The organism is Stenotrophomonas sp. YJH_SMC_106-19, assembly GCF_059368375.1.
Window position 1 is genome coordinate 858,875 of record NZ_JCAFRQ010000001.1, and the last position, 26,592, is coordinate 885,466.

Sequence of the window (26,592 nt, forward strand, 5' to 3'; positions counted from 1 at the left end):
GGGCCGTACCCGGCGAGGCCGCCGCATGTGAAAGTCCCGCTCCGGCGGGGCTTTCGCTTTGCCGGACGTGGCGGAAAACAGCGTTCGCTCCGGACATGACCTCCCGCCCATGCGCGCGTCTGAACGACTGTTAAGCTCCAAGGCTTGGTCCCTTCCCGGAGTTGTCCATGCGTCGCCGCGTCCTTGCCATCGCATCCTCCCTTGCCCTGCTGGCCGCCCCGGCCTTCGCGGCACCGCGCGCCACCACCCTGCCCCCGGCGTCGCTGGCCACGGCCGCGCAGCTGCGCGATCAGGCCCTGGCCGATGACACCGGCTGGAAGGTGGTCGAATCGCTGACCACCGAAATCGGTCCACGCATCGCCGGCAGCGAAGCCGACGCGCGTGCGGTCGCCTGGGCCGAAGCCAAGTTCAAGGCCCTGGGTTTCGACAAGGTCTGGAAAGAACCGGTGACCTTCCCGAAGTGGGAACGCCGCAGCGAACACGCCGCCGTGACCGGCAGGAACCCGCAGCCGCTGCAGATCACCGCACTGGGTGGCAGCCCGGGCGGTACCGTTGAAGCAGAGGTCGTGCGCTTCGCCGACCTGGCCGCGCTGCAGGCTGCGCCCGCCGGTTCATTGAAGGGCAAGATCGCCTTCGTCGATTACCAGATGCTGCCGTTCCGCGATGGCCGCGACTACGGCCGTGGTGGCGCGATCCGCAGCAAGGGACCGTCCGAGGCGATCCGCAAGGGCGCCGTCGGTTTCCTGATGCGCTCGGCCGGCACCGATTCGCACCGCGTGCCGCACACCGGCATCACCCGATTCGATGACGGCCTGACCCCGGTACCGTCCGCGGCCCTGTCGGTGCCCGATGCCGACCAGCTGGCACGTCTGCTGGCACGTGGCAGCACTACGGTGAAAGTCGCGCTGGACTGCGGCTGGGACGGTACGGCGACCTCCTACAACGTGATCGGCGAGATCACTGGCCGCACCCTGCCCAAGGAAGTCGTGGTGATCGGTGGCCATCTGGATTCGTGGGATCTGGGCACCGGTGCCGTCGATGACGGCGCAGGTGTCGGCATCACCATGGCCGCGGGGCATCTGATCGGCCAGCTCAAGCAGGCCCCCAAGCGCACGATCCGGGTGATCGCGTTCGCCAACGAAGAGCAGGGGCTGTACGGCGGCAAGGCTTACGCCGAAGCACATGCAAAGGACGTGGCGCTGCACCAGCTGGCTGCCGAGAGCGATTTCGGTGCCGGCCGCATCTATGCGTTCAATACCGGCTCGCCAAACCCGGAAGGCTCGCGCGAAGCGACCCGGCAGATCGCCGAGGTGATGAAGCCGCTGGGCATCGAGTACGCAGCCGACAAGGGCGGCCCGGGGCCGGATATCGGCCCGCTGGCGGCCAAGGGTGGCGCCTGGGCGTGGCTGGCACAGGATGGTTCGGACTACTTCCACCTGCACCACACCGCCGACGACACGCTGGACAAGATCGACCCCAAGGCGCTGGCGCAGAATGTGGCGGCATACACCGTATTTGCCTATCTGGCCGCAGAGGCCGACGGCAACTTCGGCAGTGAAGCCAAAGCGACGACACCGCCGAACGAGTGATGCGGCAGCGCCGGGCCATGCCCGGCGAGCGCAGCGGGAAAGGAGGTGCGGACCAAGGTCCGCACCCACCAGCAAGGATCGCATCCACCAGAGGGGATCGCGCCCACCAGGCTGGGTCACCCCATCTGCCTGGACAATTACCGTTCCCACGCGCAGGTGTTGCGAACACCAAGCCGGTGCGGATCGAACAGGGGATCCGTCCCCAAGCGACGGTGGTGCTCGTAATCGCGCAGCGCGGCCAGCGCCGGCTTCTGCAGCAGCAGGATGGCGAGGATGTTCAACCAGCTCATCAGGCCCACGCCGATATCCCCCAGCGACCAGGCGACCGTGGCACTGTTCAGCGCCGAGTAGCCGGTGGCCAGCAGGAACAGCAGCTGGAACCCGCCCATCACCCACGGCATCGGGCGGTCCCGGCACAGGTAACTGATGTTGGTCTCGGCCATGTAGTACAGCGCCAGGATGGTGGTGAACGCAAAGGGCAGGATGGCCAACGCCACGAATGAACGGCCGAAGCCCGGCAATGCCGACTCCACCGCGTGCTGCACGAAACGCGGTCCGGCCTCGACGCCCGGCAGATTGCCCAGCAGCAGACGCGCATCATCCGGAATGCCGTTCACCGCCGGGGCGTAGACGTTGTACAGGCCGGTCGACAGAATGAGGAAGGCGGTCGCACTGCACACCACCATCGTGTCGATATAGACCGAGAACGACTGCACCAGGCCCTGCTTGACCGGATGGGAGACCTCCGCTGCGGCCGCCGGGTGCGCACCACTGCCCATGCCGGCTTCGTTGGACAGCACGCCGCGGCGCACGCCCCACTGGATCGCCGTGCCGATCATGGCGCCGAACGCTGCATCCATGCCGAAGGCACTGCGCAGCACCAGCGCTGCGACCTCCGGCACTTTGTCCGCGTTGAGCACCATTACCATCGCGGCCACCAGCAGATAGGCGATGGCCATCAGCGGTACCAGCCACTGGGCGACACCGGCGATGCGGCGTACACCGCCGACAAGGATGGCACCCAGCGCAACCAGCAGTACGCCGGTGGTGAACACGACCGGTACGTCCCAGGCTTCATTCACCGCGCTGGTGATCGCATTGGACTGCGTACCCGCCAGCATCGCGCCGGCCAGCACGGCGACCAGTGCAAACAGTACCGCATACCAGCGCTGGCCCAGTCCCTTCTCGATGTAGTAGGCCGGGCCACCCCGATACTGGCCACCGGCGTCGCGATCCTTGTAGATCTGCGCCAGCGTCGATTCGATGAAGGCGCTGGACGCACCCAGGAAAGCGACAACCCACATCCACAGGATCGCACCGGGACCACCGAAGGCGATGGCCATCGCTACACCGGCGATATTGCCAACGCCCACCCGGCTGGACAGCGACAGGGACAACGCCTGGAACGGGGACACCCCTGCATCGGACCGCTCATGGCGGAACACCAGGCGCAGCATGTCAGGCAGCGCGCGCAGCTGGATGAAGCGGGTGCGCACGCTGAAGTACAGGCCGGCGAGCAGGCACAGCACCACCAGGTAAGGGCTCCACACCACGCCGAGAAGGGCATTGACGATCGATTCGACGTTCATCGTGCCCCCTCAGAAGGACATGCCCAGGGCGACCTGGGGGCTGATGAGGCGGGCGGCATTGCGGCCGGCCACCGTGACCTCCACGCCGGCGATCAGGCCAAGCGAGGGACTGAAGTGGTACTGCAACGCGGGGGCGAAAGTCAGCGTACGGCTGGCCGGGCGCCATTCGTCGACGCGCGCGATGGCGCCGTCCGCGCCGGGAGCGAAGCCGCTGAGGCGTTGCCGGGTCTCGCGGCTGGCCGCCACTTCCATCACCGCCACCCAGCGGGGGTTGACGCTGTATTCGGCGCCGATCGACAGGCCCAGTACCGAACCGCGCGCGATGTGGCCCTGGAAGCCCGCGGCGGTACCGTACACGCTGGCACCGGTGAGGGCCGTGCGGGAAGGCGCCGGACCCGCGCTGAGCTGGGCACGCCAGCGCAGTGGCCGCTCGTTGCCCAGCCACACCACCTGCTGCACGCCCAGCGCGGCAACGGTACGCTGCACGCCGTCACCCTGCGCGTCGAGCGGATTGCCGGTGATGCGGTCATGGCTGCCCGTGCTGAAGCGCTGCACGAGCGCTACTGAAACCGCGGGCCGGGTGCCATCCGCATTGGCCGCCTGCAGCAGATACTGCAGGCGCGCAGTGGTGTCACCCGCGCGGAAACCCTGGCTGTGGGCGGCACCGGATTCGGCGCGCGACGCGCTCAGGTTGACCTGGCCGGTGATCCGCTCACCCAATCCATAGGCGATGGGCACCACCACCGTCCAGCCGCCACTACGTTCACCGCTGCGCTGGCGCTGGCCACGGTCATCGAAGTGATCACGGCTGTCGACACGTACCAGATAGGGTTCGATGTAGCCGTGCCCCTTCGGCATGCCGGCCGGATTCGGGGTGATCAGCGGACCCGTGAAATTGACGCCTTCCAGACTGCGTGCGCTGGCATGCGCATCGACGGGCGCAAGCAGGCTTGACAGCGAGAGGAGCGCGCCGAGGGCGCAACGATGACGACCATGCATGTGGAACACCTTGCCTGACAGGAATGGAACTCCAACCTGCGTCGAGCAAGAGGGCGCAACAATGAGGCAAGTTTCAAAAGCATGCTTGATCGGAAAAATCAGGCTGTACGCAACGCAAGACGACGCAATCCGCCTTAAGCCGCCTTGACGCTGCGCGACGTCCGCGGTGGTCCCGCCGGCACATCGCGCAAAAGATACCCGGCCACGGGGGCCGGGTCCTGGCAGCCGATGGCGGCGACCGGTCCGTCAGCCGTCGCGACGGCTCGCCCACTGCGCCAGCAGCACTGCGGTGGCCGAGGCCACATTGAGGCTCTCCACCGCGCCACTGCCGGGAATGGAGACCTGCAGGTCACATTCACCGGCCAGGTCGCGGTCCATCCCCTCGCCTTCGGCGCCCATGACGTAGACCAGACGCGCCGGAAGCGACGTGCGGAATACATCGTCACCGCCATCGACGAGTGTGGCCGCCAGACCGAAGCCAGCATCGCGCAGCTGGGCCATCGCCTGCGGGGTCGCAGGCAGCTGCACCAGCGGCACCGCTTCGGCACCGCCTTCGGCCACGCGGGCAGCCGCACCGGACAGCGCCAGCGTGCTGCCGGCCGGCAACAGCAGCGCCTTCGCGCCGAAGTGCGCCGCCGAACGCAGGATCGCGCCGAGGTTGTGCGGATTGCCTACGCCATCCAGCCACAGCGCCAGTGACGGGCCTTCGCCGATCTGCTGCAGCCACTGCGCCAGCGGCACGGTCGGCGCACGCAGCACGTCGGCCACCACGCCTTCGTGGTGGGTGGTGCCGGCCAGCTTGTTCAGATCGCCTTCCTCGACCACGCGGTAACCCACGCGGTTGGCCACGCACCACTTCAACAGCGGCTGCAGGCGCGGAATCCGGGCCTCCAGCAGATACAGCTTGCGCAGTGCCTGCGGCCGCGCTGCGAACGCGGCCAGCACGGCATTCAGGCCGTACAGGCGCAGCTCATCGCTGCCTCCGCGTCCACCGCCGCCCGTTGCCGGCAGGTCCGTGCGCGGCAACGGTGTGGCGCGCGGCGGACGAGCGGACGGGCGGCGGTTGTTCCAGGGGTTGTTCACTTACACGTTCTCCTGCTTGCGCTGGCGCCAGAAATCGGCGTTCCGGATGCCCAGTGCATCGGGATCGAACGTCGGATCCAGGCCCAGCTTCTTCTGTCGTTCGTAATCGCGCAGCGCCAGCATCGCGGGCTTCTGGATGATGAAGATGGCGATGATGTTCAGCCAGGCCATCAGGCCCACGCCGATGTCACCCAGGCCCCAGGCCAGGGTCGCGTTGTGGAACGCACCGAACACCACCATGGCGATGATGCCCAGGCGCAGACACAACACGGTCAGCGGACGGTGCTTGTTGTGGTTCACATAGCTGAGATTGGTCTCGGCCATGTAGTAGTACGCCATGATGGTGGTGAAGGCGAAGAAGAAGATCGCCAGCGAGACGAACGACGCGCCCCAGCCCGGCAGCACGGCTTCAACGCCGGCCTGCGCGTAGCCCGCCCCTTCCGGAATGCCGGCCAGGCCCTGGAACACCGGAGCCGCGCCTTCCACCGGCGAGTACACGTTGTAGGTACCGCTGGCCAGGATCAGGAACGCGGTGGCGGTGCACACCATCATGGTGTCGAAGTAGATCGCGAACGCCTGCACGTAGCCCTGCTTGGCCGGATGCGAGACTTCCGACGCCGCTGCCGCGTGCGGGCCGGAGCCCTGTCCCGCTTCGTTGGCGTAGATGCCGCGCTTGACGCCCCATTCGATCGCCAGGCCCATCATCGCGCCGAACGCCGCATGGGTGCCGAACGCGCTGTTGAAGATGATGCCGAACATCTCCGGCACCTGGTCGGCATTGAGGATCATGATGACGATGGCCATCAGGATGAAGGCCGCCGCCATGAACGGCACCACGATCTCGGCGAAGGTGGCGATGCGCTTGACGCCGCCGAAGATCACCACGCCCAGCAGCAGCGCGACCACGATGCCGATGCCGAGCTTGAGCGCGGCAACCGATTCCATGCCGAAGGCCTGGCCATCCAGCGGCCCGCACAGCGCACCGCCACGGCAGGCATTGATGATGCTGTCGGCGATGGCATTGGCCTGCACGCCCGGCATCAGGAAGCCGGCGGCGATGATCGTGGCGATGGCGAAGGCCATGGCATACCACTTCAGGCCCATCGCCTTTTCAATGTAGTACGCCGGGCCGCCACGGTAGCGGCCTTCGGCATCCTTGGTCTTGTAGATCTGCGCCAGGGTGCATTCCACATACGAGGTGGATGCACCGAGGAAGCCCATCACCCACATCCAGAAGATCGCACCGGGGCCACCGAAGGCGATGGCCGTGGCCACGCCGGCGATGTTGCCGATACCCATGCGCCCGGCCATGGACATGGCCAGTGCCTGGAACGAAGAAACGCCGGCGTCGGACTTTTCGCCCTTGACGGTGAGGCGGCACATTTCCACGAAGCCGCGGATCTGCATGAAGCGGGTGCGGACGCTGAAATAAAGGCCGGCCGCCAGGCACACGAAGATCAGTGCCTTGCTCCAGATGATGCTGTTGACGAAATGTACGGTAGCTTCCACGCGCGCTCTCTCCAGTCGGCGGGGTGAATGGACGTCCCGTCGGCTGGAAGGGACCGGTCGATTCTCCCTGATCGAAGGTCGCTGCGATAGCGCCGGAAGGCATCCGCCGGGCATGGCCCGGCGCTACCGGTTCCGCCGCGGGTAGCGCCGGGCCATGCCCGGCGCCGTTCAGGGCAGCTGGGTGCGCACCCGCGCGAACCGGCGCAGGTCATGCAGGGTGCCGCGCTTGTAGATGGCGCAGCGCTCCACGCCCTCTTCGTGGAAACCGTTCTTTTCCAGCACCCGGGCCGACCCCAGATTGAAGTCCACCACGGTGGCCTGAAGCCTGAACAGGCGCAGTTCGTCCATCACCCACGGCGCGAAGACGCCCACCACGCGGGTCATGATGCCCCGCCCCCAGTACGCCCGACCAAGCCAGTAGCCCAGCTCGGCGGTATGCCCACGCTCGGCCACGCCCGGCTTGGGCACCGATGCTGCCGCAGGCCTGGCCGTCGATCTCGATGGCCAGTGCCAGGGTGCCCGGGGTCAACACGCGACCGGCAAGGAACGCCTCACCGTCCTCACGTGTGTAGGGATAGGGGAAGCGATCGCGCAGGCCGCGTGACACCTCGGCATCGTTGGCATGACGCAGCAGCGATTCGAGGTCGCCGCCGCGCCATGGACGCAGCTGGAAACCGTCGCCGCGCAGCACTGGGGTCGGGGCCCTTTCCTGCGGGGAAAGGGATCCGACCCCGTCGACGCAACGGTCAGGCATGCCCGCCCACCGAGGGCGACGCTGCTTCCTGCTTTTCCAGCTCGCGCTTCACTGCTTCCGGCGAGCGCGTGTACGGGGCCAGCCGTGCGTAGAACGCCGGCACCACGAACAGCGACAGGAAGGTGGACAGGGTGACGCCGAAGATGATCACGATACCGATCGTGCCACGGCTCGCCGAACCCGGTCCACCGGCCACCACCAGCGGAATCGCGCCGACCACGGTGGCGATGGAGGTCATCAGGATCGGACGCAGGCGCACCATCGATGATTCGATGATCGCCTCGCGCACGCTGCGGCCGTCGTCACGCAGCTGGTTGGCGAACTCGACGATCAGGATGCCGTTCTTCGCCGCCAGGCCGACCAGCATCACGATGCCGATCTGGCTGAACAGGTTCACTGTGCCCCCGCTCAACCACAGGCCGACCAGCGCGCCGAGCACGCCCAGCGGTACCGTCAGCATGATCGTCAGCGGATGGATGAAGCTCTCGAACTGTGCGGCCAGCACCAGGTACACCACCAGCAGGGCCATGGCGAAGGTCAGCAGGACCGCACCGCCCGCGCTCTGGTACTCGCGCGACTCGCCCTTCCAGTTCACCTGCGCGTACTGCGGCAGCTCCTCGCGCGCGACGTTCTGTGCCCAGGCAATGGCCTCGCCCAACGGGTAGCCCGGCGCAAGGCCTGCGCTGATGGTGATCGAGCGCAGGCGGTTGAAGCGGTTCAAGGTGCCTGCCTCGGCAACCTCGCTCAGGGTGACCAGGTTCGACAAGGGCACCAGCTCACCGGAGGTGGCACGCACGCGGATCGCGGCCAGATCGGCCGGCGTGGCGCGTCCGTCGCGGCCCGCCTGGACCAGCACGTCGTACTCTTCGCCGTTGTCGACGAAGGTGGTGACGCGACGCGAGCCCATCATCGTTTCCAGCGCCGAGCCGATTGCGGTGACCGGCACGCCCAGGTCGGCCGCGCGCTGGCGGTCGATGTTCACCCGCATCTGCGGGCGGGTTTCCTTGTAGTCCGAGTCGGGGCCGACCAGGCCGGGATTGTCGGCCATGCGCAGCAGGATGCGGTCGCGCCACTGCGCGATCTCGGCGTACTCCGGGCCTCCCAGCACGATCTGGAAGGGCTGGCCGCCGCTGCGGACCAGGCCACCGCCGACCTGCGTGCGCACGCGCACGCCCTGGATGGTGTCCAGCTCCTTCTGCAGCTCATTGGCGACCTCCGGGGTGCCTTCGCTGCGCTGGCGCCACGGCTGCAGGAAGATGCTCACCCGGCCGGTGTGCATTTCCTCGCTTGCGCCCCAGCCACCGGGCACGCGCGGGTTGGCGCGCACGATCGGCTTGTCCGCTCCGACGTGGGGCGCCAGCATCGCTTCGACCTGCTGCACCTGCTGCACGGTGTAGTCGTAGCCTGCGCCTTCCGGGCCGTCGATCATGATCTGGAACGAGCCACGGTCTTCGGCTGGCGCCAGTTCCGAGGGCAGCACCTTGATCAGCAGCCAGCTGGCAGCCAATGCCGCCGCCATCACCAGCAGGTAGATCCAGGTGCGATCGACGTGGCGCTGCAGGATGCGGCCATAGGCGCCGGCCAGCCGCTCCAGGTTGCGGTTGACGAAGCCATGCAGGCCACGCGGCGCCTGCCCGGTATGCGGCTTGAGCAGTTTGGAGGCCATCATCGGTGTCAGCGTCAACGCCACGAACGCGGACAGCGCCACGGCCGCGGCCAGCGCCACCGCCAGCTCGCGGAACAGGCGTCCGGTGTTGCCCTCGAGGAAACCGACCGGCAGGAACACCGCCACCAGCACCGCGGTGGTCGCGATCACCGCGAAGGCCACCTGCGTGGTACCGCGCTTGGACGCCACCAGCGGCGGCTCACCCAGATCGATCCGGCGCTGCACGTTCTCCACCACCACGATCGCATCGTCGACCACCAGGCCGATGCACAGCACCAGCGCAAGCAATGTCAGCAGGTTGATCGAGAAATCGAACGCGTACAGTGCGATGAATGCGGCCACCAGGCACACCGGTACCGTCACGGCCGGAATCAGCGCTGCGCGGAAGCTGCCGAGGAACAGCCAGATCACCGCCAGCACGAGGATCATCGCCTCCACCAATGTGGCATAGACGCGATCGACGGCCGCTTCGATGAAGGTGGTGTTGTCGAAGGCAACGAAGATCTGCGTGCCCTTGGGCAGCGTCAACGCGACCCGCTCGGCTTCGGCGCGCGCGGTGCGCGCGACGTCCAGCGAGTTCGCGGTGGAGGTCTTGACGATGCCCAGGCCGATGCCCGGCTCGCCATTGCTGCGGTAATAGGCGCGGCGCTCGGCCGACGCCAGCTCGATCTTCGCCACGTCGCCCATGCGCACGACGTAACCGTCGCTGCCCTTGCCCAGCGGGATGGTCGCGAAGTCTTCGGGCTTGATGTAATTGCGTTCCACGCGCAGGGTGAAATCGCGGTCGGTGGATTCGATGCGCCCGGCGGGCAGTTCCACGTTCTCGTTGCGCAGCGCGGTTTCCACATCACCGGTGGTCAGTCCACGCGCAGCCAGCTGATCGCGGTCCAGCCAGATGCGCATCGCATAGCGCTGGCGACCACCGATACGGACCTGGGCGACGCCATCGAGGCTGGAAAAGCGGTCGACCACATAGCGGTCGGCGTAGTCGCTCAGCTCCAGCGTATCCATGGTCGAGGAGACCATGTTGAACCAGATGATCGGATCGGCATCGCTCTCGACCTTGGCGATCTCCGGCGGGCGCGCCTCTTCCGGCATGCGGTCGGCAACCCGGCTGACGGCGTCGCGCACATCATTGGCCGCGGCCTCGATATCGCGATTGGAGGTGAACTCGATGCTGACCTGCGAGCGGCCGTTGGTGCTGCGCGCGTTGATGGTATCGATGCCTTCAATGCCGGCGAGCGCATCTTCCAGCACCTGGGTGATCCGGCTTTCGATGACCGCTGCCGAGGCACCGGTGTAGTCGACCGAGACCGACACGATGGGCGGGTCGATGGCCGGCAGTTCGCGCAGCGTGAGGCGGGTGAAGGACATGATGCCCAGCACCAGCAGCAGCAGGCTCATCACTACGGCGAACACCGGCCGCTGAATGGAAACGTCGGACAGCTTCATCCGCCGTGTTCCTCGGTCGCGACCGGCGCAGGCGCATCGGCAGGCTTGGCACCGCTGGCCGGCGCCGCATCACGGGCGGCCACCTTCAGACCCGGGCGCAGCTTGCCGGTGCCGTCGACCACGATGCGCTGACCGGCGGCCAGCCCCTGCTTGATCTCGACCACGCCCGCACGGCGCGCGCCGGTGACCACGTCCACGCGCTCGACGGTGTCGTCGGCGCCGATGCGGTACACGAAACTGTCACGGCCCACCTGCACCACCGCGATCTCCGGGATCACCAGCGCCGGGCGCTCGGGGCGGAACAGGCGCACATCGAGCAGCATGCCCGGGCGCAGCGCATGGTCGGCGTTGGCGAAGTCGGCCCGCACGGTCACCGCGCGGGTGGCCGGGTCGATACGTGCATCGATGGTGGTGACCTCTCCTTCGAACGTGCGCCCCGGCCACGCGACGCTGGTCGCGCTGACCTTGTCGCCCGCCGAAAGCGCGGCCAGTTCCACTTCGGGCACCTGGAAATCGACGTGCATGCGCTCGATGTCGTCCAGGGTGGCAATCACCGTGGTCGGCGTCAGCAGCGTGCCAGGGCTGACCTGGCGGATACCCAGCACGCCTGCGAACGGCGCACGCACACGACGGTCGCCGATGTCGGCCTGCATCTGCGCGACACGGGCCTCGGCGGCATCGCGGATCGACTTCTGCGTATCCAGCGTGGCGCTGGACACCAGCCGCTGCGTGGCCAGTTCGCGCTGCCGGCGGTACAGCTGGTCGGCCTCGTGGAAGGTGGCCTGCGCCTGCACCAGCGCCGCTTCCTGGGCCTGGCCACGCAGAGTCACGATCGGCGCACCCGCAGCGATCTGCTGGCCGCTTTCGAAGTGCACCTTCTCCACGATCTCACTGACCTTGGCGGTGACGCTGATCGACTCCCGCGCCTTGGCCGTACCCAGCGCCTGCAGGGTGTCGTTCCATTGCGTGGGCTGCACGATCTGCGCGGTGACCGGCACCGCTTCCCCCTGCCGTCGCGCGGCGGCCTCCTGTTTGCCTGCGCACCCGGCCAGGACGGCCAGGCTGAGGCCAAGGGCCAGGGTCGAAGCGATACGAGCCAACATGAACGGTCCTGATTGATCCACGGCCGCCGAGTGTAGGCATCCCCCCGCGAAGGCGGTATATGCCAAGCGTTTACCGGCGTGGAACCGGCGTCGCGATAGCGGCCTGAACCCGTTCCATGCAAGGGTCTGTGCGGCGGTGTCGGCGTATGTCGGGATGTATCCGGGCGACCGCTGGGCGTGCGGCTGCCGTAGAGTCGGACAGGTCCGGCGGAGGGCGTCGGACCGGGTCGGATCCTGGCGGGGATCCGATCCGGTTGTTCCTCTCCGCGGCCGATCCATCGGGGCCTGGCCGCGTTGTTGCTGTTGCGCCAGTTCTTCGCAGGTGCAGGGCGCAGCCCTGCCCGAGCACCCTCACACCGTGATGGTCTGGGTCAGCGATTCCCAGGTCGGCGGCAGCGGCCACGCGGCCACCTGGTTGCCGTCCAGCACCCGGCGCAGGTCCCGCGGATCGATCTGTGGCGCCAACACATGCACCAGCTCCAGCGCGTAATCGCGCAGCACGCGGTCACGCGGCAGCACCGCCCAGGCGATGCACTCGGCGATCGGAGCGGGTGCCGGCCATGCCTTGAGGTCTTCGTCGAGGGAACTGACCGCCATTTCGGCCAGCAGGCCCACACCCAGACCGGTACGGACATAGGTCTTGATCAGATCGGCGTCCAGCGCAGTCAGCGCCAGATCCGGAACCAGCCCGTTGGCAGCAAAGGCACGCTGCAGCGACGAGTTCGGGCGCGTGGACGATTCATAGCTGATCAGCGGCTGGCGGGCGAGCGCCGCCAGGTCCGGTGCGCGGCCCGCGCGATCCAGCGGATGGCCCTTGGGCACCACCACCAGCCGCCGCCAGCGGAACAACGGTACGGCGATGCCATCGCCAGGCTCCCCACCGGCCGTACTGATGATGGCGATGTCCGCATCACCCTGGTTCAACCGATCCAGCGCATCGGCTTCGGCGGCCTGCTGCAGGTGCACGCTGACCTGCGGATACGCCTGCTTGATCGCCGCCACCGCCGGCGGCAGCACGAAGCGCGCCTGGGTATGGGTGGTGGTCAGGATCAGCTGGCCCTGGCTTTCGCGACGCTGGTTGGCCGCGTAGGTGCGGATGTTGTTGGCCTCGGCCAGCACGGCGCGCGCGCGGGAGATCACCTCGGTACCGGCCGGGGTAACGGACTCCAGGCTGCGACCCTTGCGTACGAACAACAGGAAGCCCAGCTCGTCCTCCAGCTGCTTGAGCTGCTTGGACAGGCCGGGTTGGGTGGCGTGCACGCGCGAGGCAGCCAGCGTGATGTTCAGCTCGGCGTCGGCGATGGCGACCAGATAGCGCAGCTGGGTCAGCGTCATGGGCGGGCAGGCAGCAGGGGCGGAGGTCCACTCTAGGGTCAATTACCGTCACCAGCTTATAACCAAAGGTTGTTTAAGAAAGGCATCTGGTCATTTCCGGGCGTCATATGCCGGCGCTACGGTCAGCCGGCAGCCGCTGGCGTGAACAGCCAGCCCTCCCTCTTCCGCCCGCCGTCCTGGCGTGGCCCCGCCTCCGGAGCGCTTCCATGGCCCTGTACGACTCCATCCTCGACACCGTCGGCAACACCCCCATCGTCAAGCTGCAGCGCCTGGCGCCGCCGCAGGTCAGCCTCTACGCCAAGGTCGAGTCGTTCAATCCCGGCGGTTCGGTCAAGGACCGCCTGGCGCTGGCGATCATCCTCGACGCCGAGGCCCGTGGCCTGCTCAAGCCGGGTGACACCATCGTCGAAGCCACCTCGGGCAACACCGGCGTGGCGCTGGCGATGGTGGCCGCCGCCCGTGGCTACAAGTTCGTGGCGACCATGGTCGAGACGTTCTCGGTGGAACGCCGCAAGCTGATGCGTGCCTATGGCGCCAAGGTGATCCTGACCCCGGCGGCGGAACGTGGCAGCGGCATGGTGCGCAAGGCGCGCGAACTGGCCGAACAGCATGGCTGGTTCCTCGCCAGCCAGTTCGCCAATCCGGCCAACCCGGCCTACCACCGCAACACGACGGCGGCGGAGATCCTGCGCGACTTCGCCGGCAGGCGCCTGGACTATTTCGTCAGCGGCTGGGGAACCGGCGGAACCCTCACCGGTGTCGGCGAGGTGCTGAAGGTCGCACGGCCGCAGACCCGCATCATCGCCACCGAGCCAGCCGGCGCCGCGCTGCTCAAGGGCGATGACTGGAAGCCGCACAAGATCCAGGGCTGGACGCCGGACTTCGTGCCGGACGTGCTCAACCGCGACGTGGTGGACGAGCTGCTGAGCGTGGACGACGAACGCGCCATCGCCACCGCACGCCGGCTGGCCGCTGAGGAAGGCATCTTCGTCGGCATCTCCGCCGGCGCCACGGTCGCCAGCGCGCTGGATGTGGCCAGCCGCGCCGAGCCGGGTTCGGTGATCCTGGCGATGCTTCCGGATACCGGCGAGCGCTACTTCTCCACGCCCCTGTTCGCCGACGTGAACGAAGGTTCCGACGACGACTGGCTGGCCGGCCTGCCGTGATGCACAGGGTCGGATCCCTTTCCCGTCCGGGAGAGGGCTCTGACCCTGCCGGCGCACCTCGGAAACATGGGGTCAGAGCCTTTTCCATACGGAAAAGGATCTGACCCCTTTCTGCTTCAGCCTGCGTGAAGGTGGCGACCGCCATCGTGCGTGAAGACCGTCGGATCGCAGCGCGTGAGACGGTCATGACGCAGCATCGATGGCCTGTCCCCTACGCTGGGTACAGCCGCCGCAGGTACTGCGCGGAACATCCGACAGGCAGGAGACGGACGCATGAAGATCGAAGTGTGGCAGGGCGACATCACGACCCTGGCGGTGGATGCGATCGTCAACGCGGCCAATGAATCGCTGCTGGGCGGCGGCGGAGTGGACGGTGCGATCCACCGTGCCGCCGGCCCCGGCCTGCTGGCCGAATGCCGGCAACTGCCGGAACTGCGCCCAGGCGTGCGCTGCCCGACCGGTGAAGTGCGCGCCACCGGCGCCCATGCATTGCCGGCGCGGCACGTGCTGCACACGGTGGGCCCGGTCTGGCACGACGGCCTGCGCGATGAACCCGCGCTGCTGGCCAACTGCTACTGGAAGTCGCTGCAGCTGGCCGAATCGCTCGGGGTGCAGTCGATCGCGTTCCCGGCCATCAGTTGTGGCGTGTACGGCTATCCGCTGTACCAGGCCGCGCAGATCGCCGTGACGGAAACCCTGGCGTGGCAACGCAGCCATGCACAGCCGATGCGGATCGTGCTGGTTGCTTTCAATACCGCCACGGCCAAGGCGTATCAGCAGGCCCTGGCCAGTGCCGGGCAGAACGCGGACAACGAAGTGCGCGGCACGCTGCTGCCGCCACTGGGCGATACCGGCTTCGCTGCCGCGCATTGAACACGGGGCGGCGGCACTGAAGAAAAGGCCGGGCAATGCCCGGCCTTTTCATTGCGGCAGTGCCCCTGGACGCGTCAGCGGCTGGCCGCGTCGACTGCGGCGTCATCCGGCACGGCCGCCGCATCCGCCGCTGCGCGGGCCGCCGACGCCGCGGCGCCGGCAGCGCTGGCGCCATCGATCTGCACGCGCACCTCGACCAGGCCCTGCTCGTCGCTGAGGCTGGAAACATCGACGGTGTAATGACCGGCCGGCAACGATTCCTGCAGACGCGCGTTGGTGCCGTTGCCGCCGTCGTCGTCGACCAGCTCGACGTCACCGCCGACCACACGCAGCACGGTGTCCACCTGACCGGAGATCGCATCCAGGCGAACGTCGCCCGGACGCTCCAGTGTCAGCAGGAAGCGACGGCGACCTTCGCTGTCGAGCATGGTGAACACGCTGCCCGACTGCGGCAGTTGGGTACCATCGCGCTCGACGATGTTGCCCGGCAGCTCGGTGCGGGCAACGGTCAGCTTGAAGGTGCCGGACGCATCGTCGTCCAGCCCGCGCACGCCCAGCGTGTACTTGCCGGGCTGCAACGGCAGCGAGAGGCGCGAATTGGTGCTGTCACCGCCATCGTCGTTCTCCGCGTCGATCTCGCCGCCCTTCAGCTTCAGCACGGTATCGAACGCATCGGACGACAGGTTGACTTCATAGAGGCCGGCCTTGTCCACCTGCAGGGTGTAGTCCTGCGATCCGGATACCAGCATGTCGACGACTTCGCCACTGCCTGCGATGGGCTTGCCGTCGTAGGGCACCAGCTTCTCCACCCGCAGGCGATACGGGCCGTAGGCGGTCGGGCTGTCGGCGTTGACCGCCACCTGGTAGGTGCCGGCGCCGTTGGCGCGGAACGCCAGCGATACATCCCCGCTGCGCTCATAGCCGGTGCGGCTGCTGGCGACCAGGCTGCCATTGTTGAACACGGCAATCGAGCCACTGAGGGCACCGGTCAGCTTCATGCCTACCAGCTGCTTGTCCTCCAGCGTGATCTGGTACAGCTGGTGGTGGCTGCCGTCATTGAAATTGATGCCGCTGCGCGAGGTGATCTCGCCGGAAACGGGCTTGTCGAACTCGAGCGACGGGGCCTTGCCCACATCCGCATTGCTGCCGGAGCGGTTGCAACCGCCTGCGGCGAGGACCGTAGCAACGGCCAGCGTGATTGCTGCCAAACGCATGTTTTTTCTCCTTGGCCTTCCATGTGTGTCCCCCGGGCCGGCCGGGCCCGCGGGAGGCGGAAAAGATACCCGCAAAAGCAAACGCCGGCGTGAGGCCGGCGTTGCCCTGTTCATCCTGCGATGGAACCGATCAACCGTTCCACTTGCCCAGTGCAGCCAGGCCGTTTTCCTTGGCGCGCTCGAACACGGTCTTCTGCGCGGCGGCGTAGTTGCCCTTCATATCCTTGGCCCACAGCTTCAGTGCCGCCTGCTGCATGGCACGGCCGTAGGAGAAGCTCAGCGGCCACGGCAGGTTGCCCAGCTGGTTCATCGCATTGAGGTGGGCGGTGGACTGTTCATCGCTCTGGCCGCCGGACAGGAACACCACGCCCGGCAGGATCGCCGGCACGGTGCTCTTCAGGCACATCACGGTGGACTCGGCCACTTCCTCGACGTCGGCCTGCTCTTCGCAGTCCTTGCCCGAGATGACCATCGAAGCCTTCAGGATGGTGCCTTCCAGCAGCACGTTCTGCTGGTACAGGGCGTCGAACAGCGAACGCAGGGTGGCTTCGGTGACTTCGTAGCAGGTCTCGATGTCGTGGTCGCCGTCCATGATCACTTCCGGCTCGACCATCGGCACCAGGCCGCATTCCTGGCACAGCGCGGCGTAGCGGGCCAGCGCATGGGCGTTGGATTCGATGCAGGTGCCCGACGGAATGCTCTCGCCGATGTTGATGACCGCACGCCACTTGGCAAAGCGCGCACCCAGCTTGTAATACTCCTGCAGGCGCTCGCGCAGGCCGTCCAGGCCTTCGGTCACCAGCTCGCCCGGGCAGCCGGCCAGCGGATGCGCACCCTTGTCCACCTTGATGCCCGGAATCATGCCGTGGTCGGCCATGTACTTGGCGAACGGCACGCCGTCCTTGGTCGACTGGCGGATGGTTTCGTCGTACAGGATGGCGCCGGAAATGTGCTCGTTGAGCTTCGGCGTGGTCAGCAGCAGTTCGCGATAGGCGCGACGGTTCTCCTCGGTGTTCTCGATGCCCACGCCGGCGAAGCGCTTGGCGATGGTACCGGTGGATTCGTCGATCGCGATGATGCCCTTGCCCGGGGCAACCATGGCCTGGGCGGTTTCAGCCAGCTGTTCGATGCTCATGTACTTCCTGTGGCGGGTGCGGGAAAAACGTAAGTATAGCCCCGCAGCCCGTGGCCTCGACGTGGAGGCCAGACTGGAAACGATTCCAATGTCCGTTCAGGACAGGCGCTGTCCTGCGGCGTTCCGGTCAGAGCCCCGGTGGGGCTCCGACCCGGTTCCGCAGCGGTTACAGATCGCCCAGACCGCTGGCGCGACCGTCTTCGCCCACCTCGAGCAGGCGCAGGGTGTTGGTCGCACCGTGGGTTTCCATGTGCTCACCGCTGGTGAACACCACCCGATCGCCGGCCTGCAGCAGATCCGATTCGACCAGCAGGCGGATGCTGCCACGTGCGGCTTCGCGCGGGGTCAGGCCACGGCTGTCGAAATTGATCGGAAACACATCGCGCATCAGCGCCATCTGCCGGCGTGCGCCGTCATGGCGGGTCACCGCGAACACCGGTGCCTTGGCACGGAAGCGCGACAGGTAGCGCGCGGTACCGCCGGACTCGGTCATGGCCACGATGGCCCGCACGCCCACGTGCTGGGACAGGAACATGGTCGCCATCGCGATGGCCTGGTCGGCGCGCTCCAGGTTGCGCGGCGACGCATTGAAGTCGGTCTCGGTCTGGAACTGGCGCTCGGCGCCCAGGCAGATGCGCGCCATCGCCTCCACGGCCTTGACCGGATACGCACCGGCAGCGGTTTCGGCCGACAGCATCACCGCATCGGTGCCGTCGATCACCGAGTTGGCCACGTCCAGCACTTCCGCGCGGGTCGGGATCGGGCTTTCCACCATCGACTGCAGCATCTGGGTGGCAGTGATCACCACCTTGTTCTGCGCCAGCGAAGCCTTGATGATCTTCTTCTGCAGGCCCGGCAGTTCGGCATCGCCGATTTCCACGCCGAGGTCGCCGCGCGCCACCATCACCACGTCACTGGCCTCGACGATCTCCTCCAGGTTCTCGATCGCTTCGGTACGCTCGATCTTGGACACCAGCGCGGCGTAGCAGCCGTGCGATTCGGCGATCGCGCGGGCATCGTTCATGTCCTGCGCATTTCGGCAGAAGGAAACGGCGATGAAGTCGACACCGATCTTGGCGACGATCCCGATCAGTTCCTTGTCGCGCTCGGTCAACGCGCCCAGCGACAGGCCACCGCCCTGCTTGTTCAGGCCCTTGCGATCAGACAGCACCCCGTCGTTGAGCACGGTGCTGATGATCCGCTCACCCTGCACCTCGACGACCTGCAGCTGCATCAGGCCGTCATCGAGGAGCAGGACATCACCGGGGCCGACGTCCTGCGGCAGGCCGAGGTAGCTCACGCCCACCTGCGTGGCATCGCCGGCCGGTGCGTTGGGCGAGGCGACCAGATCGAAACGGTCGCCGGCCTTGAGATGGATCTTGCCTTCGGCAAAGCGTTCGATGCGGATCTTCGGGCCCGGCAGGTCGGCCAGGATGCCCACTTCCACGCCCACCCGCTGTGCGGCGGCGCGCACGTCGGCGGCACGCTTGGCCTGGCCGGACGGGTCACCGTGGCTGAAGTTCAGGCGCACCACGTTGACGCCGGCGCGGAACAGATCCTCCAGCACGCCCGGCGGATCGGTGGCCGGACCGAGGGTGGCTAGGATCTTGGTGCGACGCTGACGCTCGAACATGGTGAATGGGCCTCTCCCGTTAAAGCACGGAAATTAGCACATCCTTCACGCCCCATGTATGCGGTTACAACCTTGTGCCGCCTGACTCTGCGGGACATGTAACGGACATCGCCCGGACATACGCCGGCGCAGGGTGCCCGGTAGCGTCGGGCCATGCCCGGCGGGCTTCGGGCAAAGCCGCCGGGCATGGCACGCCGCGACCGGTCAAAGAGGCATCAGGCCAACAGTGTCGTCAGCTGGACCGGTTCGCGTGCCAGCTGGCCCGCACCGGCTTCAGTGAGTTCCGCTTCGCCACCAAACCCCCACAGCACGCCGATGCTTCGCAGGCCGTGGTGACGCGCGCCCTCGATATCCATGCGACGGTCGCCGATCATCCAGCACTGCGTGGGCGACACCTGCAGCCGGCGCAGCGCTTCGCCGACCAGCTCGGGCTTGTGGCTGCGCGAACCATCCAGGGTCGAGCCGATGATGTCCTCGAACAATCCGCCGAAGGGCAGATGGGCCAGGATCCGGCGCGCGTGCGGCTCGTTCTTGGCGGTGACCACCGCCAGGCGGTGGCCACGCGCATGCAAGGTGCGCAGGGCGTCCTCCACCTGGGGGTACACCGTGTGCTCGCGCCAGCCCTCGGCATCGAAGCGCTCGCGGTAGTACCCGACGGCCTGCTCCACCCGCGCCGGTTCGATGAACAGCGGCGCGAACGTGGTGCGCAGCGAAGGCCCGATCCAGCCCAGCAGGGTTTCCTGCGCCGGCACCGGATGCTCCATCTTCTGCAGCGCATAAGCGATGCAGGTGGTGATGCCCACCTGCGAATCGATCAACGTACCGTCCAGGTCGAAGAAGAGCGTCGCGCGTTCTTCCGGTGCCGGGTGGGCAGAACCGGCCTGCGTGCCGTCCGGGTTCATGCGCCGCGCGCGGCGAGCGCGGCCACGGCCGGCAGGGTCTTGCCTTCCAGGAATTCCAGGAACGCGCCGCCACCGGTGGAGATGTAGCTCACGTCCTTGGCGATGTCGAACTTGTCGACCGCTGCCAGGGTGTCGCCACCGCCGGCGATGGAGAATGCCGGGGACGTGGCGATGGCACGCGCCAGCGCTTCGGTTCCCTTGCTGAAGGCTTCAAACTCGAACACGCCGACAGGGCCGTTCCAGACCACGGTGCCGGCATTCGCAATCAGCTGCGCGTACTGGGCAGCGGTCTGCGGACCGATGTCCAGGATCAGATCATCTTCGGCGACCGCATCCACGGCCTTCACTTCGGCAATGGCGTCGGGCAGGAACTGCTTGGCCGTGACCACGTCCACCGGAAGCGGAATCTCGGCCCCGCGCGCCTTGGCGTCGGCAACGATCTTCCGGGCGGTGTCCAGCAGGTCCGGCTCGTACAGCGACTTGCCGACCTTGTAGCCGGCAGCCGCGATGAAGGTGTTGGCGATGCCGCCCCCCACGATCAGCTGGTCGACCTTGCCCACCAGATTGGCCAGCAGTTCCAGCTTGGTGCTGACCTTGCTGCCGGCCACGATGGCCAGCAGCGGCTTGGCCGGTGCGTCCAGCGCCTGCGCCAGGGCATCCAGCTCGGCCATCAGCAGCGGGCCACCCGCGGCGACCGGGGCGAAACGGATCACGCCATGGGTGGACGCCTGCGCGCGGTGCGCGGTACCGAAGGCATCCATCACGAACACATCGCACAGCGCGGCGTACTTCTTCGACAGGGCTTCGTCATCCTTGCCCTCGCCGACGTTCATCCGGCAGTTTTCCAGCAGCACCAGCTGGCCCGGCTGCACCTCGACGCCGTCGATCCAGTCGCGTACCAGCGGCACCTCGCGACCCAGCAGTTCGGACAGGCGTGCGGCAACCGGTGCCAGCGAATCGGCTTCGCTCCACACGCCTTCCTTCGGCCGGCCCAGGTGCGAGGTGACCATCACCGCCGCGCCCTGCTCCAGTGCGCGCTTGAGCGTCGGCAGCGAAGCGGTGATGCGCTGTTCGGAAGTGATGCGGCCATTCTCGATCGGCACGTTCAGATCCTGGCGGATCAGCACGCGCTTGCCGGAGAGGTCGAGGTCGGTCATGCGGACGATGGACATGGGCAACTCTTGGGCTCAGGGACGGGGTGCCGGCGTTCGGCAGACCGTCATTGTATCGGCTGCGGCAGAACGGATGGCGCCGGCCGCAGCGCCGCTCCATGCGCGGCCGGGATTCGTCGGGATCTACGCCGAAGGCGAAGGCTTCTGCCTGAGCAGGCTGACCGCCAGACCGCCTACGACCAGGACCCCCACGCCCAGCAGCGCCCACAGCAGCCAGGCCTTCCAGTCCCGCTGCGGTTCCAGCGCTGTGTCTCCGGCCAGCGGCTCGGGGCGGCCCTCCAGGCGTGCCAGCGTCGGCTGCCAGGCCGGATCGTTGCGCTGGCGAAGTTCCTCGATCAGCACCCCGATCGGCGCCTCCGCGCGGCGCGCCGTCGCGCTGCCCACCGCCAGTGCATAGGGCGCAGCGCCCTGGCTCAGGAACACCATCACTTCCGGCTGGTAGCCCAGGCGCAGGGTGGGGGCGCCGGCGATCTCCGCCGGGCTTGCCACCAGCTTCCAGTAGCGGTCGCGGTGAACATCGCCCAGCACCTGCGCCGCCGACTGCTGACGCGGGGCCTGCGTTCCCTGCTGCAGCTGATAGGCGATCCACGGTGCACTGCGTCGTTGCCACTCCGCGCCTTCATCGTCGCGGCTGAACAGCGTCCACTGCACCAGGCTGTTGTCGGTACTGGCGACATCGGCGCGCGCGATCGGGAAACGGCCGTCCAGTTCAAATGTGTATTCGCCCTTGCCCTGCGCTATCGGCGTCAGTGACAGCCATTCCCAAGGCAACGTCGCCGGTGCCGGCGGAAGCTCGGCGAGCACGCCATGCAGGGCAGGCAGTCGCGCGTCGCCCTGCGGCAGCACGCGCAGATAGCGCGCATTGCCGTCAACCTGCAGGCGTCGCTGCAGCAACCGTTTGCCGGCGCGCTGCAGGTCCACCAGCGGAATGTCCCGACCGATGGAGCGCCAATGCTGCAGGTCATCGCTGGCATCAAGCTGCACCTGCGCCTGCAGCGGCTGGCCACTGTCGGCCCAATCCAGCACCAGCGCCGCCAGCGGCTGCTGGCCGAGCACGCTGGCATCGATCAGCCAGCCGCCCTGCCCGTTCACCGTTCCGGCGCCGACACGCGCTTCGACCCGGCGCACACGGCCGTCGGTATCGCGCTCGGTCAGCAACTGCAGGTCGTTGCGTTGTGCATCGGCCAGCGGCGGCAGTGCGAACCAGGGCAGCTCGCGCTGCACCGGCGGCTGTGCCAGCGGCGCGTCCGGTGCCAGCAATGCCGACGGCAGGGCCTGTCCGGCCGCGTTGAACACCTGCAGGTCACCCAGGTCTGCTGCGCCTGCACGGCGGTAGATCGCCGGTTCCAGCACCACCCGATAGGCGCCGGACTGCGCACTGGACAGCGTCAGCGGCCACTGCTCGGCGTACTGCGTGCGGTAGTCGGCCGCGTGTACGGCCATGGTGGCGAACAGGCCCAGCATCGCCGGCACCACCACCCTGCTCCACATTCTCATTGGTTTTCCTCCACGGATGGCACCGCGCCCGGTGGCGCCGGTGCCAGATAACCGACGACCGTACACAGCAGGCCATAGGCGATGAACGATGCGATCCCGAGCAGGTTGCCCAGGTGCTGGCGATCGATGAGAACCAGCTTGGCCAGGACCACGCCCATCAGCACCGCGCCGACCATCCACAACACACGCTGGCCACGACGCGAGCCCCACACCCAGGCGATCACGCCGAGCACGCTCCACAGCACGGTCAGGCTGGTCTGGGCCAAGCTGTAGCGCGCCATCGACGTACTCCAGGCCAGTCCCCCCCAGTGGTGCACGCCATGCAGGACCAGGCTGGTCAGGGCGATGAAGCCCGCCAGTGCCAGCACCGGCAGGCGCAGCCTGCGCAGCGCGGGCGGTGCCACATCGCTGTACAGCCAGCGCGCCAGCAGCAACAGGCTCAGCCACTGCCCCATCTCGGCCGGGTTCAGCACCGGCAGCCACGGCAGCGGTGCCGCAGTGCCCGGCAGCAGCTGGCCCAGCAGCCATCCGGTCGCCAGCAGCGCGAACAGCACGCACTGCAGCGGCACGCGTGCGGCATCGAATGCCGGGCCCAGCGGCCAGCGCAGCCAACCCCAGCGCCACAGTGACAGGGCGGCCAGCAGCAACCAGGGCAGCGTCACCAGCAACAACGTCCAGCCCTGTGCCAGGCCAGCCTCGCCGCCTCCCCACAGGGCCAGCAGCGAAAGCAGCGATGGCCACAGCAGCCACCACAGGAACTGGGCGATGCGCGCCACCGTGTCGCCGCCCTGGCGCAGGCACAGCAACGTGCGCACCCCCAGCACGGCGAACAGCGCCCATGCCAGGGCGCCGTGGCCCGCGAACGGTTGCTGGTGTGCATGGCTTTGCGCCAATGCCAATGGGAACGCCATCGCCAGCATCGCCAGTGCGGTCATCCCCAGCGCACGTGCCGGTTGCCGGCGCTGCACCTCGGCTGCCAGCCAGGCGGTCGCCGCCGCCAGCACCAGCAGTGCATCGGCCTGCGAGGCATGCGCGAGGAAACGACCGATCTCGTGCACCCAGCCGCCGAGCCACCACAGCAGGCCCCACAGGTAGTAGACCAGGGCGATCTCATGACGTGCCCGGCGCTGGTAGCTCCACGCCGACGCCAACCCCGCCACGGCCAGCAGCAGCGCACCGATCGCGGTGGGATTGAGCAGCAGGCGCGCGTCCCCGTGCCAGTGGTTGCCACCTGCCACGAAGGCGAATGCCGCCGCCATCTGCAGCAGCGCAGCGGACACCTGTGGCAGCCAGCGCCTCTGGCGCAGACCGAGCCAGGCCAGCCCGGCACCTTCCAGCGCGAACACCGCACCGGTGGCACGGGCGGACAAGGCCAGCGGCACGGCCAGCGTGGCGAAACCCACCGCCAGCACCGCGTGCGACTGCGCCAGCACCGTATACGAGGCCCGGGCGATCAAGGCACGCGCCAGCACCGCGTAGATCACCGCCAGGCCCAGCGCGCACAGTGCCAGTGTCATCGGCTGTTCGTGCAGCATCGCCGCCTGCAGCGAGAAGGCGATCAACGGCGTGCCGAACACCAGGCTGCCATCGACCAGATCGCGGCGACCGGCAGGCTGCCTGCGCGCGTACAGCAGGGGAATCAGCAGATAGAAGGCGAAGAACAGCAGCAGGAACGGTTCGGTGCTGGAGAACTTCTCGGCCCTGTACTGAAGCACGCCCCAGAACGTACCGATACCGAAGGTGAACGCGAAGCCCAGCAGGTTCAGCGCGCGCCACGGACGGAACCAGGCGATGGCGAAGATGCCGGCGTTGAGCACTGCGTAGTAGCTGAAGAGGCCGACATGGTTGCCACTGCCGGTCGACAGCCACAGCGGGGCCATGAAGCCCGCCAGGATGCCCAGCACCGCCAGGGTGCGCGAGTTCTGCAGCACTGCCAGCACGCACAGGCCGGCGACCAGCGCGATCGAACTGGCGAACGCAAATCCCGGCGCAAGCAGTTCAAAACGCTTGAATGCCGCGAAGATGGTCAGCAGCAGCACACCGATGGCGCCGCCCTGCAGGGCCAGCGCGAACAGGCGCCGGCGTTCGCGCTGATGCCAGCCGAAGGCCAGCAGGCCCAGCGCACCAGCGGTGACGGCCGCCAGCCGGAGTTCGACCGGGAGCACCAGCCAGCCCTGGTCACTGACGTACTTCAGCAGCGCGGCAACACCGGCCAGTAGCACCAGCATGCCGATCTTGACCGGCACGTTGCCCTCGGTGAACCAGCGTTTGACGGCGCCGATGCCACGCTCGAAGAAGCCCGGCCCGGCCGGCTCGACCGGCGGCGCAGGCGGGGGCGGCGTGGCCGGCAGCGGTGGTGGTGGCGGCGCTGCCTGCCGCGGCGGCGCCGGCACGGAGGATTCCGGCGCATGGGCCGCCACGGGAGAAGGTGCTGCCGCAGCCCGCGGTCGCTCCATGGCGGGCGCGTCCGTTGCCGGAACGGGGGCGGGCCCGGGCGGTGGCGCGGCAGCGCGCGGCGATTGCGACACATCGGCCAGTGCGCTCTCAAGCGCAGCGACCCGGCGCCGCAGGCCGGCGATCATCACCAGCGCGACCACCAGCAGCAGCGGAATCGCCAGCAGTATCAATACGAACAGGGCTATCAGTGCTTCCATTGCGTGCCTTCCCATGCGATCCCGCGCCCCTGCGGCGGCGGTCGGACCGCCCCATGCTACGACAGGGCCGGTCCCTCAAACGACGAACCCCGGCCAGGCCGGGGTTCGTGCGCGATCTTCGCCGGCCTTACTTGGCGGCGACGACCCTGGCCATTTCCAGGCACTTGTTGGAGTAGCCCCACTCGTTGTCGTACCACGACACGAGCTTGACGAAGGTACCGTCCAGGGCAATGCCGGCTTCGGCATCGAACACCGATGTGTGGGTCTCACCGCGGAAGTCGGTGGCCACGACCTTGTCTTCGGTGTAGCCGAGGATGCCCTTCAGCGCGCCTTCGCTCTGTGCCTTCACTTCGGCGCAGATCTCGGCGTAGGTGGCTTCCTTTTCCAGCTCGACGGTCAGGTCGACCACCGACACGTCCGAGGTCGGCACGCGGAAGCTCATGCCGGTGAGCTTCTTGTTCAGTTCCGGAATGACCACGCCGACCGCCTTGGCCGCACCGGTGGAGGACGGAATGATGTTCTCCAGGATGCCGCGGCCGCCGCGCCAGTCCTTGTTGGACGGGCCGTCAACGGTCTTCTGGGTGGCCGTGGCGGCGTGCACGGTGGTCATCAGGCCACGCTTGATGCCCCACTTGTCGTTGATGACCTTGGCCAGCGGGGCCAGGCAGTTGGTGGTGCACGAGGCGTTGGAGATGATCGCCTGGCCGGCGTAGGTCTTGTCATTCACGCCGAACACGAACATCGGCGTATCGTCCTTGGACGGGGCGGAGAGGATGACCTTCTTGGCGCCGGCATCGATGTGCTTCTGCGCGGTTTCCTTGGTCAGGAACAGACCGGTGGACTCGATGACCACGTCCACGCCCACTTCGTCCCACTTCAGGTTGGCCGGATCGCGTTCCTGGGTCAGGCGGATCTTCTTGCCGTTGACCAGCAGGTCGTTGCCCTGCACCGACACGTCAGCCTTGAAGCGACCGTGCACGGAGTCGTACTTGAGCATGTAGGCCAGGTAATCCGGCTCCAGCAGATCGTTGATGGCCACGATTTCGATGTCGTCGCCGAAGTTCAGCACCGCCGAGCGCAGGACGTTACGCCCGATGCGACCGAAACCGTTGATACCAACCTTGATTGCCATTTCTCAAGCTCCTGCAGCCGCGACGGGTGCGGCGGGGTGGATAGGGCCCACAAGTCTAGCAGGCCCGGCCTGGCCACCGCCGGCCAGACCGGGCCGGTGGCGGGCGGGCTGGCCGGATTTGATCCGGATCAAAGC

General features: G+C 67.5%; 18 protein-coding genes and 1 pseudogene. 3 read left to right on the forward strand and 16 right to left on the reverse strand.

Annotated features, from left to right (window positions below; genetic code table 11):
* The first annotated feature begins 167 nt into the window (after window positions 1-167).
* Window positions 168-1,589, forward strand: a complete 1,422-nt coding sequence (locus tag AC5P5M_RS03850) for a M28 family peptidase (RefSeq protein WP_053517073.1) — start codon at window positions 168-170, stop codon at window positions 1,587-1,589.
* Window positions 1,590-1,726: 137 nt separating this feature from the next.
* Here AC5P5M_RS03850 and AC5P5M_RS03855 read toward each other — a convergent pair whose 3' ends face one another.
* The 8 genes and pseudogenes from AC5P5M_RS03855 to AC5P5M_RS03890 all read right to left on the reverse strand — a co-directional run bounded on the left by AC5P5M_RS03855 (window position 1,727) and on the right by AC5P5M_RS03890 (window position 13,079).
* Window positions 1,727-3,178, reverse strand: coding sequence for an alanine/glycine:cation symporter family protein (locus tag AC5P5M_RS03855; RefSeq protein WP_065181656.1), 1,452 nt, complete (start codon window positions 3,176-3,178; stop codon window positions 1,727-1,729).
* Window positions 3,179-3,187: 9 nt separating this feature from the next.
* A complete protein-coding gene (locus AC5P5M_RS03860; RefSeq protein ID WP_065181657.1) occupies window positions 3,188-4,177 on the reverse strand; it encodes a hypothetical protein in 990 nt (329 codons plus the stop codon).
* A 246-nt stretch (window positions 4,178-4,423) separates the two neighbouring features.
* Window positions 4,424-5,260, reverse strand: coding sequence for a TrmH family RNA methyltransferase (locus AC5P5M_RS03865; RefSeq protein ID WP_065175762.1), 837 nt, complete (start codon window positions 5,258-5,260; stop codon window positions 4,424-4,426).
* Window positions 5,261-6,769, reverse strand: a complete 1,509-nt coding sequence (locus tag AC5P5M_RS03870; protein WP_065175761.1) for an alanine/glycine:cation symporter family protein — start codon at window positions 6,767-6,769, stop codon at window positions 5,261-5,263. It abuts the gene before it with no gap.
* Between the two features lie 168 nt (window positions 6,770-6,937).
* Window positions 6,938-7,523 (reverse strand): annotated as a pseudogene (locus tag AC5P5M_RS03875) (GNAT family N-acetyltransferase).
* Window positions 7,516-10,641, reverse strand: a complete 3,126-nt coding sequence (locus AC5P5M_RS03880) for an efflux RND transporter permease subunit (protein WP_065181659.1) — start codon at window positions 10,639-10,641, stop codon at window positions 7,516-7,518. The pseudogene AC5P5M_RS03875 and the gene AC5P5M_RS03880 overlap by 8 nt, the downstream one beginning before the upstream one ends.
* The gene (locus tag AC5P5M_RS03885) at window positions 10,638-11,744 is read right to left on the reverse strand and encodes an efflux RND transporter periplasmic adaptor subunit (protein WP_197600544.1); all 1,107 of its coding nucleotides are present in this window, start codon (window positions 11,742-11,744) and stop codon (window positions 10,638-10,640) included. The genes AC5P5M_RS03880 and AC5P5M_RS03885 overlap by 4 nt, the downstream gene beginning before the upstream one ends.
* 351 nt (window positions 11,745-12,095) lie before the next feature.
* A complete protein-coding gene (locus AC5P5M_RS03890) occupies window positions 12,096-13,079 on the reverse strand; it encodes a LysR family transcriptional regulator (protein ID WP_053517088.1) in 984 nt (327 codons plus the stop codon).
* A gap of 206 nt (window positions 13,080-13,285) precedes the next feature.
* Here AC5P5M_RS03890 and cysK point away from each other — a divergent pair, with 206 nt between their 5' ends.
* Both cysK and AC5P5M_RS03900 read left to right on the forward strand, forming a co-directional pair.
* The gene (cysK, locus tag AC5P5M_RS03895; protein WP_065175759.1) at window positions 13,286-14,245 is read left to right on the forward strand and encodes a cysteine synthase A; all 960 of its coding nucleotides are present in this window, start codon (window positions 13,286-13,288) and stop codon (window positions 14,243-14,245) included.
* Window positions 14,246-14,518: 273 nt separating this feature from the next.
* Window positions 14,519-15,118, forward strand: coding sequence for an O-acetyl-ADP-ribose deacetylase (locus tag AC5P5M_RS03900; protein WP_053517092.1), 600 nt, complete (start codon window positions 14,519-14,521; stop codon window positions 15,116-15,118).
* Between the two features lie 74 nt (window positions 15,119-15,192).
* Here the strand turns inward: AC5P5M_RS03900 and AC5P5M_RS03905 are convergent, their stop codons facing one another.
* The 8 genes from AC5P5M_RS03905 to gap form a co-directional block, all read right to left on the reverse strand.
* Complete coding sequence (locus AC5P5M_RS03905) at window positions 15,193-16,332, reverse strand: ABC transporter substrate-binding protein (protein WP_065175758.1); 1,140 nt, start codon at window positions 16,330-16,332, stop codon at window positions 15,193-15,195.
* A gap of 130 nt (window positions 16,333-16,462) precedes the next feature.
* Window positions 16,463-17,467, reverse strand: coding sequence for a class I fructose-bisphosphate aldolase (locus AC5P5M_RS03910; RefSeq protein WP_053518502.1), 1,005 nt, complete (start codon window positions 17,465-17,467; stop codon window positions 16,463-16,465).
* 166 nt (window positions 17,468-17,633) lie between these two features.
* Window positions 17,634-19,100, reverse strand: a complete 1,467-nt coding sequence (gene pyk, locus AC5P5M_RS03915; RefSeq protein ID WP_065175757.1) for a pyruvate kinase — start codon at window positions 19,098-19,100, stop codon at window positions 17,634-17,636.
* A 215-nt stretch (window positions 19,101-19,315) separates the two neighbouring features.
* Window positions 19,316-20,002: an HAD hydrolase-like protein gene (locus AC5P5M_RS03920; RefSeq protein WP_495205580.1), complete on the reverse strand. Its 687-nt coding sequence runs from the start codon at window positions 20,000-20,002 to the stop codon at window positions 19,316-19,318.
* Window positions 19,999-21,174, reverse strand: coding sequence for a phosphoglycerate kinase (locus tag AC5P5M_RS03925; RefSeq protein WP_053518495.1), 1,176 nt, complete (start codon window positions 21,172-21,174; stop codon window positions 19,999-20,001). The genes AC5P5M_RS03920 and AC5P5M_RS03925 overlap by 4 nt, the downstream gene beginning before the upstream one ends.
* 123 nt (window positions 21,175-21,297) lie before the next feature.
* Entirely contained in the window at window positions 21,298-22,671 is a 1,374-nt protein-coding gene (locus AC5P5M_RS03930; protein ID WP_495205581.1) for a DUF3999 domain-containing protein, read from the reverse strand.
* Entirely contained in the window at window positions 22,668-25,325 is a 2,658-nt protein-coding gene (locus AC5P5M_RS03935) for a DUF2339 domain-containing protein (RefSeq protein ID WP_495205582.1), read from the reverse strand. The genes AC5P5M_RS03930 and AC5P5M_RS03935 overlap by 4 nt, the downstream gene beginning before the upstream one ends.
* Window positions 25,326-25,452: 127 nt before the next feature.
* The gene (gene gap / locus AC5P5M_RS03940) at window positions 25,453-26,457 is read right to left on the reverse strand and encodes a type I glyceraldehyde-3-phosphate dehydrogenase (protein ID WP_053518489.1); all 1,005 of its coding nucleotides are present in this window, start codon (window positions 26,455-26,457) and stop codon (window positions 25,453-25,455) included.
* Window positions 26,458-26,592: the final 135 nt, after the last annotated feature.